Genomic DNA, 18,263 nt, shown 5'->3' on the forward strand with positions numbered 1-18,263 from the left:
AGAAATTGGGGTACCACGTGCATATTTGGCAGACTGGTAAGAATGAATTCGACCAAACATCGCGAAGTAGCCAAGCTCGATCGCGTCCCGTTGCCGGTCGAGGCTGCCCGCATCGGCACAACCGGGTGGCAGCTCACCCGCGCCGGCGCCCGCGTGCTCACCACATTGCCCGGCCGTGGCCGCTGGCAGGACAAGGTCATCAAGCAGATCCCGCAGGCCTTTTCCGACCTCGGACCCACCTACGTGAAGTTCGGTCAGATCATCGCGTCCAGCCCCGGGGCCTTCGGCGAGAATCTGAGCCGGGAATTCCGCGGCCTGCTGGACTCGGTGCCGCCCGCAGACACCACCGAGGTGCACAAGCTGCTGCAGCAGGAACTCGGTGGTGACCCGGCGAAGCTGTTCGCGAAGTTCGACGAGCAGCCGTTCGCGTCGGCCTCTATCGCCCAGGTGCATTTCGCGACGCTGCACAGCGGCGAGGAGGTCGTGGTCAAGATCCAGCGCCCCGGCATCCGCCGCCGCGTGGCTGCCGACCTGCAGATCCTCAAGCGCTTCGCCCAGCTCGTCGAGTTGGCCAAGTTGGGCCGGCGGTTGTCGGCGCAGGACGTGGTGGCCGACTTCTCCGACAACCTCGCCGAGGAGCTCGACTTCCGCATCGAGGCGCAGTCGATGGAGGCGTGGGTTTCGGGTCTGCACGGCTCCCCGCTGGGCCGCAACATCCGGGTTCCGGAAGTGCACTGGGAGTTCACCAGCGAGCGGGTGTTGACCATGGAACGCGTGCACGGCGTGCGCATCGATGACGTGAAGGAGATCCGCAAGAAGGGCTTCGACGGCACCGACTTGGTCAAGGCGCTGCTGTTCTCCACATTCGAAGGCGGCCTTCGTCACGGCCTGTTCCACGGTGACCTGCACGCGGGCAACCTGCTGGTGGACGACCACGGCCGGATCGTGTTCCTGGACTTCGGGATCATGGGTCGCATCGACCCGCGGACCCGCTGGCTGCTGCGCGAGCTCGTCTATGCACTTCTGGTCAAAAAGGACCACGCCGCGGCCGGCAAGATCGTCGTGCTGCTGGGTGCGGTGGGCACCACCAAACCGGAAAAGGAAGCCGCCAAGGATCTCGAAGAGTTCGCGGCCCCTCTCACGCTGAAGACGCTGGGCGACATGTCCTACGCCGAGATCGGCAAGCAGCTGTCCACCCTGGCCGACGCCTATGACGTCAAGCTCCCGCGGGAGCTGGTGCTGATCGGTAAGCAATTCCTGTACGTCGAGCGGTATATGAAACTGCTGGCACCCAAGTGGCAGATGATGAACGACCCGCAGTTCGGCGGATACTTCGCCAACTTCATGGTCGAGGTCAGCCGCGAGCACCAGAGCGACGTCGAGGTCTGATGGAGATTCGTACCGGCACGGCTGCCATCTCCGACGACATCGAGCTGTACTACGAGGACCTGGGCAACCCCGGCGACCCGGCAGTGTTGCTGATCATGGGCCTCGGCGCGCAGCTTTTGTTGTGGCGCAATGGTTTCTGCGAGAAGCTGGTCAACCAGGGCTACCGGGTGATCCGCTACGACAACCGGGATGTCGGGTTGTCCACCAAGCTGCACGGTCAACGGGCCGCCGGCGGATTGGTGCCCAAGCTGGCGAAGTCCTATGTCGGGCTGGCCAGCTCATCGGTGTACACGCTGGAGGATATGGCCGACGACGCCGGGGCGTTGCTCGATCACCTCGGGGTCGAGCAGGCTCATATCGTCGGCGCCTCGATGGGCGGGATGATCGCGCAGATCTTCGCGGCCCGATATAGCCGGCGGACCAAAGCGTTGGGAATCATCTTCTCGTCCAACAACTCTGCGTTCCTTCCACCCCCGGCGCCTCGGTCATTGCTGTCATTGATCACCGGCCCGCCACCGAACGCGCCGCGCGATGTGATCGTCGACAACGTGGTCCGGGTCGGCAAGATTCTCGGCAGCCCCGGCTATCCCATTCCCGACGAGCAGGCGCGCGCCAATGCCATCGAGGCCTATGACCGGTGTCACTATCCACAAGGCATCGCCAGGCATTTCGCCGCAATCCTGGGCAGCGGCAGCCTGAAACACTACGACCGCCAGATCAGTGCACCGACTGTCGTCATCCACGGCCGCGCCGACAAACTGATGCGTCCCGCGGGCGGCCGCTCGATCGCGGCGACCATCCCCAACGCGCGTCTGGTCCTTTTCGACGGCATGGCGCATGACCTGCCCGAAGCCCTCTGGGACGACATCGCCGGTGAGCTCAAAACCACATTTGCCGAGGTCAGCTAGGTAATGACAGTTATCTTTCGGAATCGTCTGCTCCCAGCCTGACCCGCTAACATCGGGGTGCACAGCGGTGATCGCCCGTCCCACGGGGGGGGATTTGTGGTTGCTGCCTGAAGCATTCCATGCGAAAGGCGCACCGAATATGGCCAAACGACTCAAACCTCACTTTGAAGACGTACAGGCACATTACGACCTGTCCGACGATTTCTTTCGACTCTTCCTCGACCCCACCCAGACCTACAGCTGCGCGTATTTCGAGAAGGACGACTACACCCTCGAGCAAGCCCAGATCGCCAAAATCGACCTGGCTCTGGGCAAGCTGGGCTTACAGCCCGGGATGACCTTGCTGGACGTCGGCTGCGGCTGGGGCGCAACGATGATGCGCGCCATCGAGAAGTACGACGTCAACGTCATCGGACTCACCTTGTCCAACAACCAGCGCGATCACGTCGAGCAGCTCTTCGCGGAGAGTGGCAGTCCTCGGGACAAGCGCATCGAGCTGATGGGCTGGGAAGAATTCCACGAGCCCGTCGACCGGATCGTGTCGATCGGCGCTTTCGAGCACTTCGGCTTCGACCGCTACGACGACTTCTTCTCCATGGCCCACAACGTCTTGCCCGACGACGGCGTGATGCTGTTGCACACCATCACCTCGTTCACGCTTCCGCAGATGACCGAGCGCGGTCTGCCGTTGACCTTTGAGATCGCGCGGTTCGTGAAGTTCATGCTCACCGAGATCTTCCCAGGCGGACGGCTGCCGACCGTCGAGAAAGTTGACGAGCATGCGACCAAGGCCGGCTTCACGCTCACGCGGGTGCAGTCGCTGCAACCGCACTATGCACGCACCCTGGATTGCTGGGCGGCCGCGCTGGAGGCCAACCGCGACAAGGCGATTGAGGTGCAATCCGAGGAGGTCTACGAGCGGTACATGAAGTACCTCACCGGCTGTGCCCACGGCTTCCGGGTAGGGTACATCGACGTTGACCAGTTCACGCTTGAAAAGTAGGCGAAAGAAACGCCCGGTTAGGGCACTGTTTGGCCGCCGTTCCGGTGGGCCGAGACGGTATGGTCCAGATCACAAAGTGCATACTGGTGCGCGCGCAAAAGTCACGTGCGGGGGCCGTGATGCAGGTAGACAAGCAGAATCAGGAAGGCTGTAACTCTCATGCCCGAGGCAACTGAAACCAAGGACATGCGGCCCCATTTCGAGGACATCCAGGCCCATTACGACCTCTCGGATGACTTCTTCGGGTTGTTCCAGGATCCGACCCGCAAGTACAGCTGTGCGTACTTCACCGGACCCGATGTCACCCTCTCCGAGGCGCAGATCGCGAATGTTGATCAGCACCTGGACGCCCTCGACCTCAAGCCGGGGATGACCCTGCTCGAGGTCGGCTGCGGCTGGGGCCTGACATTGCAGCGCGCAATGGAGAAGTACGACGTCAACGTCATCGGATTGACGTTGTCCAAGAACCAGAAGGCGTACTGCGATCAGCTGTTGGCCGGAATCGGCAGCGAGCGGACGTTCGACGTCCGTCTCGAGGGCTGGGAGCAGTTCCACTCACCCGTGGACCGGATCGTCTCGATCGAAGCCATCGAGCATTTCGGATTCGAACGCTTCGACGACTTCTTCAAGAACAGCTTCGACATCCTGCCCGACGACGGCCGCATGACGATCCAGAGCAGCTGTGGTTACCACCCGTACGAGCTGCAGGCTCGCGGCAAGAAGCTGACCTTCGAGCTGGCCCGCTTCGCCAAGTTCATGGTCGACGTGATCTTCCCCGGTGGCCGCATCCCGAGCACCAAGATGCTGGTCGAGCATGGCGAGAAGGCCGGCTTCGTCGTGCCCGAGCCGCTGTCGCTGCGCAATCACTACATCAAGACTCTGGGCATCTGGGCTGCACGCCTGGAGCAGCACAAGGACGAGGCCATCGCTGCTGCCGGCGAAGAGAGCTACAACAACTACATGCGGTACCTGACCGGCTGCCAGTACTACTACGTCGATGAGGCACTTGACGTCAGTCTGGTCACCTACCTCAAGCCGGGAGCCGCCTCCTAGCAGGCATTTCTCCCTCGGCGAATCACCGAGTGCAGTCCATGGGCCCGAGTTAGTCTCGGGCCCATGTCTGTTGGGCGGCTCGCCGATCCGAATTGCACCCTTGGCACCGACCCGCGATCGGATCCCCGGATGGTGGCGGCGTTGGCCCCGCTCGGGCTGGCCGACGTTCTTCCGGACGCGCCGCTGACCGTCGACTCACCGTTGGCGGATCGGCTGGCGTATGCCGCGGCCGCCGAGGAGGCGGTCGGCGGCGTGATCTCGATGCTGGCTTCCGCGGCTCCGTCCCCGGCGGGCGTCACCACCACCACGGTCACCATTCCCGGTGCCGACGGCCACGACATCACGCTCTTCGTCAGCCGGCCGGATCGCGCCGACGGTCCCCTTCCGGCGGTGGTGCATTTCCACGGCGGTGCAATGGCGATCGCGAGCGCCGCAGACGCCGGGTACCGGCACATCAGGGAGAGCTTGTCCGCCACCGGTCTGGTGGTGGTCGGTGTGGAGTTCCGCAACTCCGGTGGCCGCCTCGGCGCACACCCGTACCCCGCCGGTTTGACCGACTGCGCGGCCGCGACCCGGTGGGTGCACGCCAATGCCGCGGACCTCGGCGTGAGTCGGCTGATCGTGTGCGGCGAGTCCGGCGGCGGGAACCTGACGCTGACCGTCGTCCACAAAGCCAAGCGTGAAGGGTGGCTCGACGAGATCGGCGGGGCCTACGCCCATTGCCCGTACATCTCCAACCGCTGGCTCGACTACCCCGATGACCTGCCGTCGCTGCGGGAGAACGACGGATATTTCATCAGTTGTCAGCAGGCCGCGCTGCTGGGCTCCATCTACGATCCCGACGCGACGCACACCGGCGATCCCACCTGCTGGGCCGGCGCGGCCAGCGACGAGGATCTCGCCGGCTTACCTCCGCACGTGATCTCGGTGAACGAACTCGATCCGCTGCGCGACGAAGGACTCCTCTATTACCGACGACTACTGGCGGCCGGCGTTCCCACCGTTGGCCGCGTCGTCGCAGGTACATGCCATGGCGGCGACCTGCTGTTCCCGGCGACCATGCCGGACGTCTTCGCGGCCTCGGTTCGCGACGTCAGCGGCTTCGCCTGGTCGGTGTCCGCGTGACTGTCGCGCCGCGCTTTGCCGACCCCGCTCAAGGTCTTTCACCTGGAAAAAGACTGGGGACCTACTTGGCATTTCCGGTTGACAGCACCTCCGTGGTATGGGACTCTTTGCTTAATTTCTTAGGCAATACCTCAGGAATAAACCGAACATCTCACGGGGGGTCCCAATGACTACTGCAGCTGCAAACAAGTTCTCGTCTCTGTCAACCAAGCTTCAGGTGGGCACTGCGGCTGTGGCAGTCGCCGCCGCCGCCGCCATCACGCCGGCTGTTGCCCACGCAGCACCGAGCCTCGCGCCGTTCTCCGAGAATGTCGGTGGCGCCGCCTCTCTGCTGGTTGACCCGGTGGTTATCGTCCCGGGCGCGCCCGGCAGCAACAAGACCGCGGCGGCCAATGCGACTCCGGCTCCGGTGATCATCCAGACCTTCATCGGCGGATTCGTTGACGCAGCTCAGAGCGCCATCCTCGCGGGTGCCCAGTACTTGGGGACTTGGGTCTATGGCGGCCTCGCCTTCACCGGTCTAGTTTTCAATACTTTCGGCCTGACGCAAATCGGAGATCAATTCGACGCCGCGGCTTGGGCCGTTGCGAAAGCTGTGAAGATCGGCCCCTACTCCACCTCGAGCTAAGCAATCACGAAAACGACTCGTCAGTTGTTGCCAATCGGCAGCTGGCGAGTCGTTTTTTGTTGGCGGGCCGACGCGGATGCACTGCAGATGCAGACCGCACTGGAGCATGGGGAATTGACTGAGTGAAGTTCTTTTCGAGAAGACCGTCCAATGACGACTTGGACGATCACGAAGCAGATCTGACCGATGACGACGGAGACGAGCACCCCTGGTACCGACGTCGCCGTGTCGTGTGGGGCTCGCTTGGAGTGCTCTTCGTCCTTGTCTTATTCGGCGGTTGGCTCGGCTTGCGGGCATACCAGGCGAAGGCAGGTCTCGAAGAAGCGCGCTCCAGCGCACAGCAGGCCAAGGACGCACTCCTACAAGGAAATACGAAGGACGCGTCGCGCTTCGCAACAGAGGCGCAGTCGCACGCGCAGGAAGCGCGGGATGCGACCCACTCAGTGCCCTGGAACATTGTTTCCGTCGTGCCGTGGTTGGGCAGTCCATTCAGGACTGGTCAGCAGATATCCGACGTGGTCCTAGGCCTTGCCGCCGAAGTGCTGAAACCCGTCGCGGAAGCTGGCGCAACAGTCGCCCCAGATCAGTTGCTTGCCAACGGCCGGCTTGATGTCACGGCTCTCCGAAACGAAGAACCTGTGTTGACCAAGATCGCTGCCGACGCGACTCGCCTCGACGCCGCCGCACAGGCGATTTCGGAACCGCGGTATCTCTCCACAATCGACAACGCCCGGTCACAGCTTCAAGCGCAGGCCTCCGACATATCAGGGCTACTGAGTAATACGGCTGTGGCGGCGCGGCTGGCCCCATCGATGATGGGCGCCGACGGACCTCGCTCTTATTTCATGGGTTTTCAGACCAACGCAGAAGCTCGAGGCACCGGCGGGTTACTAGGGGGATTCGGCATTCTCCGGTTCGACGACGGTAAGCCCACCGTGGACACCTTGGCGCCGAATACCGATTTCAGCAAGGCATTCCCCCCGTTTTCGATCAATCAAGAATTCGATGACCAGTACGGGTTCACCAATCCCACCAGCGATTTCCGCAATAGTAACCAGAGTTCGCATTTTCCCTATGCGGCGCAGATCTGGAAGCGGATGTGGGCACAGCGGACAGGAATGAACGTCGATGGAGTGATAGCAATCGATCCGGTGGCGCTCAGCTACATTCTTGGCGCCACCGGGCCTGTGACAATGCCTAACGGCGAGACAGTGACGAAAGACAATGTCGTCGAACTGACCGAGTCGACGGTCTACGCCCGCTTTCCTGACCCCGCGGACCAAAGCGGACGCAAGCAATACCTGCAAGACATCGCCACAGAGGTTGTCAAGAAGATCACGAAGCCGGTGGAATCGCCACGCAAACTGGTTAATGCATTGGGGCGCGCGATCAGCGAGCGTCGAATCTCGGTCTGGAGCGCGAACCCAACTGATCAAAAGCTCCTGGAAGAAACCCCGCTGGCACATACGATTCCCGACGATCCCGCGCCCTACGCCGAAGTCGTTACCAATAATCTCGGCGGCAACAAGATGGATTACTACCTGGATCAGCAGATTGAGTACGTTGCCGACGGTTGCGATGGCGACAAGCGCTCGTCCACCGTCACGGTCCGGCTGACCAATACGCTCAAGGATGTGGCTGGCCTGCCGGACTATGTTGCCGGGCGCCTGGGCTTCTTTCCCGAGATCGCGGGCGACATTCCGAGGGGAACGATGTTCACCTCGGTTCGTCTTCTAGCAACCAAGGGAGCAGAGGTCAACAGCGTTCTCGCCAACGGCAAGAGGACGCGTGTCTTCGGATCGGTGGAACGCGGGCACCCGAGCTTCGAGTCGCAAATTGCCATACCGCCAGGGCAGACAATCGAGTTGACCTTCCGGCTCACTGAGCCGATTGTTCCTGGCGAGGCACGGGTTCCGATTCAGCCGTTGGCCCGCAACGTAACCCCCAAAGTGTCGGTGCCCGTGTGCTCGAAGTGAATGCGAGTTTTCTAACTGGCTGGTTTCCACTCGACGGACGGGCGCGGCTGATGGAGACAGCTCAGGACCGCACAGAGATATCAAGTCGACCACTCCGGCCCGGGGTGGGATGTACGCCGACGCTAAGCCAAGCCCCGCGGCAGTCCTGGTGAGACAATGTTCGTTGCGGCCAAGAAGCTGTGCTTGGGGGAACAATATTGACGGGCTCAAATGACGCCGGCTCGGGTCTTCGCAGACGGTCCGTGGTGACGTGTCAGACCGCGGATCGGTCAGCTAGGGAGGGGTAGCGCGTGAATCTTCAAGACTTTACAAAACTGCTGCGCACAAGATGGATCACCATCGTTGTCACGATGTTGGTGTCGGTGCTCGCAGCGGTCGCGTACTCGCTTCTCACCACGCCGCTCTACCAAGCCTCCACAAGGCTGTACGTCTCAACCTCAGCCGGCTCGTCCGCGGCGGATCTGTACCAAGGTAATCGGCTGTCCCAGGAGCGGGTCCTTTCGTACACACAGCTGATAACCGGCGAAACCCTGGCCCAAAGAACCATTGACAAACTCGGGGTCAACATGACCGCGCCCGCGCTTCAGGAGCGAGTCAAGGCAAGTGCAAAGCTGGATACCGTTTTGATCGACGTGTCGGTATTGGACGAGTCGCCCGTACGCGCCCGTGACATTGCCAACGCTTTGTCAGACGAGTTCGTCGTCATGGTGCGCGAGCTCGAGACCCCAAAGCCCGGGGCCGCACCCGATGCGCGAGTCATAGTTGAGCAGCGGGCATCGGTTCCGACCAAACCTGTGATTCCGAAAACGGCCCGTAACCTGGCGATCGGTTTGGGTTTGGGCCTGCTGACCGGGATCGGCCTCGCTGTTTTGCGGGACATGCTGGACAACACCGTCAAGAGTCGGGAAACGCTTGAGGAAATCACCGGCGTCGGCATCGTCGGCGCCATTCCACTCGACAAAGTGCGGCGAAATCAGCCAGTTATTCCATTCGACACTGAAACGTCGGCCATCGCGGAGGCATTCCGCAAGCTTAGGACAAACCTACAATTTTTGTCCGTAGATAATCCGCCCCGAGTGATCATCGTTACGAGCTCGGTCCCGAATGAAGGCAAATCGACTACAGCAATAAACCTTGCACTCGCGCTGGCCGAAGCCGAACATAACGTCGTCCTCGTTGATGGGGATATGCGGCGACCTTCCCTGGACCGCTATCTCCATCTCGTGGGGCAAGTCGGATTCAGCACCGTGCTCAGCGGTGGGGCATCGCTATCCGAGGTGCTGCAACAGACACAGTATCCCCGCTTGACGGTGCTTACGTCAGGCGCAATACCACCGAATCCAAGCGAACTTCTGGGATCGATGGCAGCGAAGACTGTCCTGACCGAATTACGCCAAAAGTTCGATTATGTAATCGTCGATTCGGCTCCCTTGCTGGCTGTGACCGACGGTGCACTTCTTGCGGCCAACGCGGACGGGGCGCTCATCATGACACGCTTCGGTCAGACCAAACGCGATCAAGTCGTCCACGCTGCCCGGAACTTGGCGGACGTCGGGGCCTCGCTCCTCGGTGCTGTGCTCACAATGATGCCAACCCGCGGTGGTGGTAGCTATAGCTATAGCTATAGCTATAGCTACTACGGCGAGAGCGCGAAGCCGGAATCAAAGGAAGCGAAGTCTGCTGCATCGGACACATCCCCTGAATCCTCGGATACTGCCCCATAATTCGGTCTCTCGAAATAGTCCGATGTTCGCTCCATCGTCCAACGCGGCCAGCATCGCCTAGTGAGTCCGCAGGCTCCCCGCCACTTCTCGCGCAGAAAATGGGATCGCCCACGCTTCGCTTGGGCGCGCCAGCAACTGCTACTGCGACCTCGCCCAAACGCTGGGCGCCTTTGTCCAGGTCGAGGACTTGACCTCGTAGCCGCTGTGACGGGCTGACCAGGTGTCACGGGGCGGTGGAGCTCCGCTGCGAAAGTTGCAGACGCACACTTCAAAATCTCACTGGCACTGCGCAAATCGGCGAGCCCGCGCTTGAGCCGGCGGATCTCGGCATGCCCAGACCCCGTCGGTCCGAAAGTTCCCCAGCACCGATCTGCGCCCCGCGCCCTCACCGGCGCGCTGGCTACTCCGGGATACCAAGTTTACTCATCACCGCCTTGATGGCCCAGGGACTCAGACACTTCCGAGGCAGCTATTACGTTGTCCGAACGCACGATGACCAAACTCCGGCGCCTACCGTCCGGGCATTCGCCTGATCGTCCGATGAGATTTGAACGAAAGCCGGGGTAGTTCATTCGCGAGGTCATAGCCCCCGTTTATTCGTTAGCATCGCGATGTGCCTGACCTCGAAATCGCGATCACCCACGACCACCTAGTACAGCGCGGGGGCGCTGAGCGGGTCGTCGCTGCCATAGCGAGGGCATTTCCGGGCGCCCCGATCTACACGACCTTGTACGAACCCGATGAGACGTACCCTGAGCTCAGGCAGCTAGACATCAGGCCCAGCTGGCTCAATCGGTTTTCCGTGCTGCGAAAGTCGCATCGGCTGACACTGCCGCTACTCGCTTCCGTGGTGGGTAGCACCCGGGTGAATGCGACGGTGACAATCGCGAGCAGTGCGGGATGGTCCCATGGGTATGACACCTCCGGCCCAAAGATTGTTTATTGCTACTCCCCTGCTCGGTGGCTGTATCAAACGGACGCCTATCTCGGAAGCGACAAGCTCACCATCAAACGGATGTTATTGCTCGCCTTGTCACCGTTCTTGAAACGCTGGGACAAGAAGAAGGCTCTAACCGCTACGAAGTACTTCGCGATCTCGACAGCCGTGCAACAACGCATTCGCGATGCCTACGGCATCGAGTCGGAGGTCTTGCCTGCACCGCATACGATCGATTCGTCCCTTCCGCAGGACCCGGTGGACATATCGGCCGTTCGACGGCCATCCGAAGAGTTCTACCTCTGCATCTGTCGCTTGCTGCCATACAAGAACGTCGACGTCGTGATCGAAGCCATGAACTCGCTCAACATCCCTTTGATCGTCGTCGGCGCCGGACCGGAGGAAGATAATTTGCAGCGCCTGGCCGGACCGTCTGTGCTAATGCTCAAGAATCTCAGCGACAATCAGGTCCGCTGGTTGTATGCGCATTGCACAGCCGTGCTATCGGCAAGCTACGAAGACTTCGGCTTGACACCGATCGAGGGGGCGGCGTACGGCAAACCGTCGATTGTATTGCGGTGGGGAGGATTTCTCGACACGATTCGCGAGGGGCAGACCGGGCTGTACTTCGACAGCCCCACCCCCGAGGAGGTCCGGAACGCCATCGTGCTGAGTCGACAACGCGCCTGGGACTCCGAGTTGATACGGGGGCATGCGGAACTGTTCTCCGAGGAACACTTCGCCGGCCGCCTAATTGAGGAGGTTGCGCGGTTGGCCGAGTAGACACCCCGTCTGCTCGGAGTATCAGCGCGATCGCGAACGCCGTTTTGGCCAGCGAAGATGATGCAATTGAAAGGGTAGTTCGTATTCCATCGGGTGCTGCGACTTGCCGGGCAAACGAGGTCGCAATGCAGTAGCGTTGTGCAGGTCATGACGCCACAAAAAGTCGCTCTTGTCACTGGCATTACAGGCCAAGACGGTAAGCATCTGTCGACCTTCCTGCACGACAAGGGCTACCTCGTATACGGGTTCATTCGTGGCCAGAACAATCCTCGACGTGCCGAGCTGGAGGCATCGCACCCCTTCGTGAAGATGATCGAAGGGGATTTGACTGACCCGACCTCGATCGTGCAGGCCTTGGAGGTCGCCAATCCGGACGAGGTCTACAACCTCGGGGCCATTAGCCATGTCGGGTACTCCTTCAAGAACCCGTCTCTGACCGCCGAAGTCACTGGCAAGGGTGTACTCAACGTTCTCGAGTCGGTCCGTATAACAGGGCGCGCCGAGAAGACTCGCATCTATCAGGCATCGACCTCGGAAATGTTCGGTGGCCTCGACTACAACCGGCCCGGAACTGGCTACAACGAAGACTCTCTGTTCCACCCCCGCAGCCCCTACGGCGTCGCCAAGCTCTACGGACATTGGACGGCGAAAAACTACCGCGAGAGCTACGGCATGTTCGTTTCCTGCGGGATCCTCTTCAACCACGAGGGCGAACATCGCGGCGTCGAGTTTGTCACCAGGAAGATCACGCACGCTGTTGCGCGCATAAAATACGGACTACAGGAATACGTCGAGCTCGGCGACCTGTGGCCGAAGCGCGATTGGGGCTACGCAGGCGACTTTGTCAAGGGGATGTGGCTGATGCTTCAGCACACCGAGCCTGATGACTTTGTCCTGGCGACGGGCGAGACGCACTCCATCGAAGACTTCCTAGCATTGGCGTTTGCGGAGATCGGTGAATCCGATTGGCGCCCGTACGTGCGTCAAAATCCGGCGTTCATGCGCCCTGCAGAGGTCGACATCCTCCTCGGCGACCCGTCGAAGGCCGAGCGCGTCCTCGGGTGGCATCGCGAGGTCGATTTCCCCACCCTCGTCTCGCGCATGGTTCAGCACGACCTTGCGCGTGTCGGTGTTGCCACTGAGGCTTCTAGAGGGTGACGAAGACCCTTGTTCTAACCGGCGTTGATGGATTCGTCGGACATCATGTCGCCGTGGCCGCGAACGCGGCGGGCTACCTCGTTCGCGGGGTGGCCCGGACAGATACAGTTCCCGCCTCTACTCGAGAACTACTCACATCTGTGCACGTCGCAGATCTGCGCAGAGAGTGGCCCGTAGGATTGATCGGCGACGCCGTGGTGCACCTGGCGGGACTGGCGGCGGTAGGGCCATCGTTTGAACAGCCGCAAACATACATCGAGGCCAACAGCGCGATGGTTACCAACCTATGCGAGGCCCACATGCGCGCCGACGCGGTGTCGACCCGCATCCTCGGCATTAGTACTGGCGCTGTATATCGCCCGCCGCATAACAGTGAATCGCTCCGCGAGGATGCCGATGTAGTGGCATCCTCTCCCTACGTCGTTAGCAAACTGCTCGTGGAGCGACAGTTTGAGTACTACCGGCGTCGCGGGCTTAGGACCATTGTGGCGCGGCCCTTCAATCACATCGGGCCAGGTCAACGTCCGGGATTCATAGTCCCAGACCTCGTTGCGTCACTTGAGGACTCCTCGAGTCGCGACCGGCTTGCGGTGGGCAACCTGACGACACGACGCGACTATACCGACGTCCGGGACGTCGCCGACGCGTATGTGCGCATCATCGCCTCCGATACTCCGCACACCATTTACAACGTGGCTTCGGGCAAGTCGGTCTCGGGGCATGACATCCTCGAGGCAATCTGTCGCACCTTGGGGCGGCCTACCCCGGAACTCATGGTCGACCCCGCACGCATGCGCCCAACCGACGCTCGCGACATCACAGGCGACGCTGGACGCTTGCGGCGCGACCTGGGTTGGTCTCCCACCATCCCTCTTGAGTCGTCAATCGCCGACTTCGTCAGCGCAGAGAGAATCGCCCAGTCCTAACCGTCGTAATCGTGCAGATCTGGGTGGAGAACAGAGACAAGCGGCGACGACTTGGTTAAGGTCGCACCAGACACTCGGGCGCCCACGAATCTATAACGGAGGTCGAGACCACACGTTGACAAAGAACGACTCAGCCACGCTTGCAACTAAGCAAGGTCATCGAGATGGCAGCGAGAAGCGATATTTCAACGCAATCGTTGTTAGTTATATGTTGCTGGGCACGCTGCCACCATTTCTCCAAATTCTTTCCGGCGAACGGATATCCATTGGTCGGCGCGACATCGACCTACACCAGACTGCGCTCGCGTCCGGAAGCCAGGTTGTCATGGCAATTATCGTTTGCGCAATCTGTGGCGCGGCGATAATAAGGAAAAAGCCCTCACCTTTTGAACTCCATCTCGGCTCGGTCGGGATTGCGCTTTGCCTTGCGGGATCGATAATGGCATCCGCTTATCGCGACGATAGCTTCGCCCATCTCTCGTTCGTCGTCCAACTCATCGTCAACATGCTGCTCGTCATGGCATTATTCACACTCAGGATTCGCCGCGACGACCTCGTCATTTTTGCCCACCTTGGCGCGCTAATTGCCCTCCTTTCGCTGGTTGTCGCCGCACTGACCGATCAAGCATGGATGGTGGGGACGCTCACCGCAGAAAATACAAAGGGAATACTGACGTCGGGCCTTTTGGCTGGCCCGTACACATCTATGAACGTACTCGGAATGACGCTCGCGTTGGCACTCCCGTTCACCGCGTTAGTCAAGCAAGTGAAATTGCGTTGGGTTTACATCGGCATGATGTCGTTCACTTTACTACTCTCTGCCTGCCGATCAGCGATGGTCGGCGTTGCTGTAGCGGTTGGACTAGGTGTCGTAATAGGACTATTCCGATTAGGCAGAGAAAAGCGCCTGCTTTTTTGGTTCGCGTCTGTTGGCATCGTTACTACCGCGACGATGCTCCCTTGGCTTGTTGAGCAGGGAAACGTATTCAGTGACAGAGGTAACGTGTGGCTTCTTGCGAAGCAAGCCGTTCTCGAAAGCCCGCTGATGGGACAGGGTTTCAACTTTTTTGGCGCCGAGTCTGTGGTTTCTGACGCATTAGGCTGGCAGGTCAACTCCGCGCACAACCTATTTCTTAATTACTGGATAATCGGCGGGCCTCTTGGAATCGTCGGTATATATTTCCTTCTGTTTTGGGTCGCGTCGAATGTCTTTTCACTAGAACCATTCGATCGATCCCTCGCATCTTTCGTTATCATATTGCTCACGTTGACCGTCGTGGAAATGCCATTCCAACTGGAGAAATTTATTGGCCTGAATTGGATTGCGTGGCCTGCGCTGATCTCAGTTGGTATGGTCGCGCGCACGAAGCGCGCGACCATAGACAGAGCGTATTTGAGAATCAATGTTCTCCAGCCACCATTTGAGCCCCAGCGGGCCAGCACGTAATATCTCGACGAGGGCCGTTTTTTGAAGACCTTTACCTAGGAATTTGCCAACCGCTCCTAGGTTCGTAGTCGCTACTGATGCCTGCCGAACACTGGGTAAGCCATACCCGAACGATGGAGAAACCTCGTCAGCAGATCCGGAGGCGTTGATCAGCATCACCAGAGCTGTACACCGTCGTTTCCGCTACGGAAATTGAGAGGCACTCGATGTCCGTCGTCGCAAGAGGTGTTGCCATTAGCGCGGCTGGTTACGCGCTTCCGCCCGCCGCGGTCCTCATCACCCAAATCATGATCGCTCAGGGCTTGGGGGTTGAGGGGCGCGGGGAGGTTGCAGCCGCGATGGCGCCTCTGACCTTCGCGCTCGCTCTCCTGACCATCGGGCTACCTGAGTCGCTGACGTTCTACGTCGCGAGAGGAGCCGGCCACTTGGCGCGCATCCTCGGCATCAGCCTGGGTGCGCTTGGAATATCAGGTCTGACTGGCAGTTTCGTTCTTGTTATTCTCGCGCGACCCCTCAGCGGCGGGGATCCATCGCTTGCTGGACTCATCGCCACAGTCTCTGCCGCCCTGGTCCCTGGGCTCTTTATGATGGCTTTTCGAGGTGTGGCACTCGGTGCCTGTAGTTGGTGGCTTGTCGCCGCGGAGCGGACGGTCTGCGCGTTCATCCCATTAGTAGCGGTGGCGGTGTTGTTATTCGCTGGCTCGCTAACCGCATACACGGCGACGCTGGCGCTTGCCTTTGGAACCTTCGTGGGGGCTGGGGTCTATCTCTTGTCCCCTGGGTGGTGGGCTGTCGTACGGGCGCCGGCGAAACAACCCGATTCGCCTGAGCAGCTTCCGAAGCTCCACACATACGCCTGGCAATCATGGATGGGGGTAGCTGGCGGACTGGTCATCATGCGTTTGGACCAAGTAGTCATGACACCCCTGGCGGGAGTTAACGAACTTGGAATCTACGTCGTTGCAGTCAACGTGACCAGCGTTGCCCTCCTGTTCAATATGGCCGTCAAGGACGTGATGTTCGCGGTCGAGTCTGGCGAGCGTGACGCTGAGCGAGTCGGTCGCGCAGCCCGGCTTTCGACACTAGTCACAGCCATCGTTGGTGCGGTGCTGGCCGCAGCCTCTCCGTGGGCCATTCCCGCACTATTTGGCCCGGGGTTCGCCCCTGCCGCGCCGCTGGCTGCGATCCTAATTCTTGCGAGCGTTCTCGGGAATCCTGGATCTGTTGCCGGTGCAGCTCTCAGCGCGCGCGGCAGACCTGGCCTTCGAAGCTTGGCGCTCGCCATCGGCATGGCGATCTACCTCGTACCCATGTTTCTATTAATTAAGTCGCTGGGCGCTCTTGGCGCAGCACTCGCAATGCTAGTCGTGACAACGGCGCCCGCCTGCCTCTGCATCTATTGGCTGCACAAATACTATGGCGTTCCGCCCGCCGAATTCTATCGGTTTAGAATGGCGGATATTCGTATGTTATTTAATCTGGCGTCGCGGTTGTTGACGCTGCGACGCGCTTAGCATCGGTTCGTCGAAGAGGTTCTGTTAGGACTAGGCGGCAGTATGTCCCGACCCGGCCGCTGTTCGGCACGGGAAGGGCATTCCGTTTCGAGGGCATTCCCCTTACCGTCTAATCCGTTGTGGGACAGTGCGCATACAGAACGGCCTCGATCGTGCAGAAGTAGAGCTTGCCGTCGCACCTTCGCGGGCGTTTGGGCTACGCCGACAGCAACACCCAGATGAGGGCTCCACCCCCGCTCATCGCGGACCGCGCCGACGCACGCTGCTGTTGCCGCCGCCGCTTCGTAGACCATCTCCCGACACCACACCAACCACGCCCCACTGCGACTAGTCTCGCAGAAGGTCAGTCATCCACTCTCATGCGTCGGCGCGTACCTTTCGACATTTGTGATGGCCGGATTTTCAGCGATCGTCGAAACAAATTCGAGCTTTTACGCTTTGTGCCTAACCGCGTTTGTTCCCGCTGTACTCACCGGCCGTTCCAGGCGCTTACGGATCGCCACGCAGGTTTCGAGGCTCGCGGATACGCTCGGCAGCCACACTTTGTCGACCTCTCAGCGCGCCTGTACCGCTCTTGGACTCGCACTTCAGCGCACCAAGCGCCACCGACCCACCGCATCCGCGCTAAACCGTGATTAGTCGTGACAGTATGGGATTTGAGGGCCACCCGGAGCCGCGATGTCGGGCAGACAGTCAACGCCGATGGCAAGATCAACGAGGATCTTCTCCACATCGTGGACGACCAGCGGTTAGCCCCAAGGCGTAAAAGTTACCGTGGAGCGAAAACAATTCGCATCTGGAAGGAAATTTGATGAAAATGGCGACACCTCGACGTTATCTGCAAACACACCTTCCCTTGCCCCTCTATAACAAGCTCCGCCAAATGAAGGCGCTCCTACGCAACGAGGATGATAGCGACTTTGCAATCCGGACACGGGCGTTGCTCCAAGAGGAGCCAGAATTAGAGTACCTCCTTTCTGTGCTACCAAGTGATAGCAAATGCATTGACGTGGGCGGGAACCTTGGGTATTTCTCCTATCATCTGTGCCATACCTTCCCCGAAGGCAAGGTGGCAGCTTTCGAAGCTCGACGGGATCTCTTCAAACGCTTGTGCAATAATCTTGACGGATTCGCCAACTTCCGTGCGTACAATCTTGCCATTTCGGACAAAGCCGGCGAACTTGAGATTGTTCTCGACCCGAGCCACGCCAACTCAAGTGTGGAGAATCTCCCACTCCAGAGAGGGATGCTGCGGCAAAAGGTTCGGGCCACCTCGATAGATGACTTCTTTCCGTCCCTAAATTTTGAGTCGCTCGATTTCTTGAAAATTGATGTCGAAGGTCATGAAAGCAAGGTGCTACAGGGTGCCTCCGAGACCATCAAGCGGTTTCGACCAGTGATTCTATGCGAGTCAGAAAATCGGCACCTCCGATCGCAAGGAGATTCCGTAGAACGAATAATCACGTGGGTTCAAGAATCATTCGATTACAACTGCTTCTACTATCGAGAAAGACAGTTACGAGCTTTCAGCACGGAGATTGTTCCACAAGACCGAGTGGCGAAGGTGCCGTCGTACATTTACAACTGGATATTCATCCCTGCCGAGAGAGTTTCCCCCTGAGCCAGCCAGTCTGAACTCTACTTCGATTCGCGTAACAGGCGGAAACCGCAACGGCGGCAGCGTCGCGATCG

The 18,263-nt window shown here is 59.9% G+C and carries 14 protein-coding genes; all 14 read left to right on the top strand.

Annotation, left to right across the window (positions count from 1 at the left end; translation table 11 throughout):
* Positions 1–42 precede the first annotated feature (42 nt).
* The 14 genes from G6N32_RS22995 to G6N32_RS23060 all read left to right on the top strand — a co-directional run bounded on the left by G6N32_RS22995 (position 43) and on the right by G6N32_RS23060 (position 18,192).
* On the top strand, positions 43–1,389 hold the full coding sequence (locus G6N32_RS22995; protein ID WP_115322010.1) for an ABC1 kinase family protein: 1,347 nt from the start codon (positions 43–45) through the stop codon (positions 1,387–1,389).
* Positions 1,389–2,297: an alpha/beta fold hydrolase gene (locus G6N32_RS23000; protein ID WP_115322011.1), complete on the top strand. Its 909-nt coding sequence runs from the start codon at positions 1,389–1,391 to the stop codon at positions 2,295–2,297. The genes G6N32_RS22995 and G6N32_RS23000 overlap by 1 nt, the downstream gene beginning before the upstream one ends.
* Positions 2,298–2,436: 139 nt before the next feature.
* On the top strand, positions 2,437–3,300 hold the full coding sequence (locus tag G6N32_RS23005) for a cyclopropane mycolic acid synthase family methyltransferase (RefSeq protein WP_115322012.1): 864 nt from the start codon (positions 2,437–2,439) through the stop codon (positions 3,298–3,300).
* Between the two features lie 159 nt (positions 3,301–3,459).
* Positions 3,460–4,353, top strand: coding sequence for a cyclopropane mycolic acid synthase family methyltransferase (locus tag G6N32_RS23010; RefSeq protein ID WP_115322013.1), 894 nt, complete (start codon positions 3,460–3,462; stop codon positions 4,351–4,353).
* 63 nt (positions 4,354–4,416) lie between these two features.
* Positions 4,417–5,478: an alpha/beta hydrolase fold domain-containing protein gene (locus G6N32_RS23015; protein WP_115322014.1), complete on the top strand. Its 1,062-nt coding sequence runs from the start codon at positions 4,417–4,419 to the stop codon at positions 5,476–5,478.
* Between the two features lie 166 nt (positions 5,479–5,644).
* On the top strand, positions 5,645–6,106 hold the full coding sequence (locus tag G6N32_RS23020; RefSeq protein WP_115322015.1) for a hypothetical protein: 462 nt from the start codon (positions 5,645–5,647) through the stop codon (positions 6,104–6,106).
* 158 nt (positions 6,107–6,264) lie between these two features.
* The gene (locus tag G6N32_RS23025; protein WP_232077265.1) at positions 6,265–8,082 is read left to right on the top strand and encodes a DUF4012 domain-containing protein; all 1,818 of its coding nucleotides are present in this window, start codon (positions 6,265–6,267) and stop codon (positions 8,080–8,082) included.
* Between the two features lie 290 nt (positions 8,083–8,372).
* On the top strand, positions 8,373–9,806 hold the full coding sequence (locus G6N32_RS23030) for a tyrosine-protein kinase domain-containing protein (protein ID WP_115322017.1): 1,434 nt from the start codon (positions 8,373–8,375) through the stop codon (positions 9,804–9,806).
* 613 nt (positions 9,807–10,419) lie between these two features.
* Complete coding sequence (locus tag G6N32_RS23035; RefSeq protein ID WP_115322018.1) at positions 10,420–11,526, top strand: glycosyltransferase; 1,107 nt, start codon at positions 10,420–10,422, stop codon at positions 11,524–11,526.
* Between the two features lie 147 nt (positions 11,527–11,673).
* Positions 11,674–12,684, top strand: a complete 1,011-nt coding sequence (locus G6N32_RS23040) for a GDP-mannose 4,6-dehydratase (protein ID WP_115322101.1) — start codon at positions 11,674–11,676, stop codon at positions 12,682–12,684.
* Complete coding sequence (locus G6N32_RS23045) at positions 12,681–13,610, top strand: NAD-dependent epimerase/dehydratase family protein (protein ID WP_163789402.1); 930 nt, start codon at positions 12,681–12,683, stop codon at positions 13,608–13,610. The genes G6N32_RS23040 and G6N32_RS23045 overlap by 4 nt, the downstream gene beginning before the upstream one ends.
* A 115-nt stretch (positions 13,611–13,725) precedes the next feature.
* Positions 13,726–15,057 (top strand): O-antigen ligase family protein, encoded by a 1,332-nt coding sequence (locus G6N32_RS23050; RefSeq protein ID WP_163789405.1) that lies wholly within the window; start codon positions 13,726–13,728, stop codon positions 15,055–15,057.
* A 206-nt stretch (positions 15,058–15,263) separates the two neighbouring features.
* A complete protein-coding gene (locus G6N32_RS23055) occupies positions 15,264–16,571 on the top strand; it encodes an oligosaccharide flippase family protein (RefSeq protein WP_115318748.1) in 1,308 nt (435 codons plus the stop codon).
* Between the two features lie 811 nt (positions 16,572–17,382).
* A complete protein-coding gene (locus G6N32_RS23060) occupies positions 17,383–18,192 on the top strand; it encodes an FkbM family methyltransferase (RefSeq protein ID WP_115318747.1) in 810 nt (269 codons plus the stop codon).
* Positions 18,193–18,263 lie beyond the last annotated feature (71 nt).

This window comes from Mycolicibacterium aichiense, from assembly GCF_010726245.1.
In the GTDB taxonomy this organism is placed as follows: Bacteria; Actinomycetota; Actinomycetes; order Mycobacteriales; family Mycobacteriaceae; genus Mycobacterium; species Mycobacterium aichiense.

What these genes read in the sequence shown, in the direction of transcription:
- G6N32_RS22995 (WP_115322010.1), top strand. Translation starts at nt 43, where the DNA reads ATGAATTCGACCAAACATCGCGAAGTAGCCAAGCTCGATCGCGTCCCG.
- G6N32_RS23000 (WP_115322011.1), top strand. Translation starts at nt 1,389, where the DNA reads ATGGAGATTCGTACCGGCACGGCTGCCATCTCCGACGACATCGAGCTG.
- G6N32_RS23005 (WP_115322012.1), top strand. Translation starts at nt 2,437, where the DNA reads ATGGCCAAACGACTCAAACCTCACTTTGAAGACGTACAGGCACATTAC.
- G6N32_RS23010 (WP_115322013.1), top strand. Translation starts at nt 3,460, where the DNA reads ATGCCCGAGGCAACTGAAACCAAGGACATGCGGCCCCATTTCGAGGAC.
- G6N32_RS23015 (WP_115322014.1), top strand. Translation starts at nt 4,417, where the DNA reads ATGTCTGTTGGGCGGCTCGCCGATCCGAATTGCACCCTTGGCACCGAC.
- G6N32_RS23020 (WP_115322015.1), top strand. Translation starts at nt 5,645, where the DNA reads ATGACTACTGCAGCTGCAAACAAGTTCTCGTCTCTGTCAACCAAGCTT.
- G6N32_RS23040 (WP_115322101.1), top strand. Translation starts at nt 11,674, where the DNA reads ATGACGCCACAAAAAGTCGCTCTTGTCACTGGCATTACAGGCCAAGAC.
- G6N32_RS23055 (WP_115318748.1), top strand. Translation starts at nt 15,264, where the DNA reads ATGTCCGTCGTCGCAAGAGGTGTTGCCATTAGCGCGGCTGGTTACGCG.
- G6N32_RS23060 (WP_115318747.1), top strand. Translation starts at nt 17,383, where the DNA reads ATGAAAATGGCGACACCTCGACGTTATCTGCAAACACACCTTCCCTTG.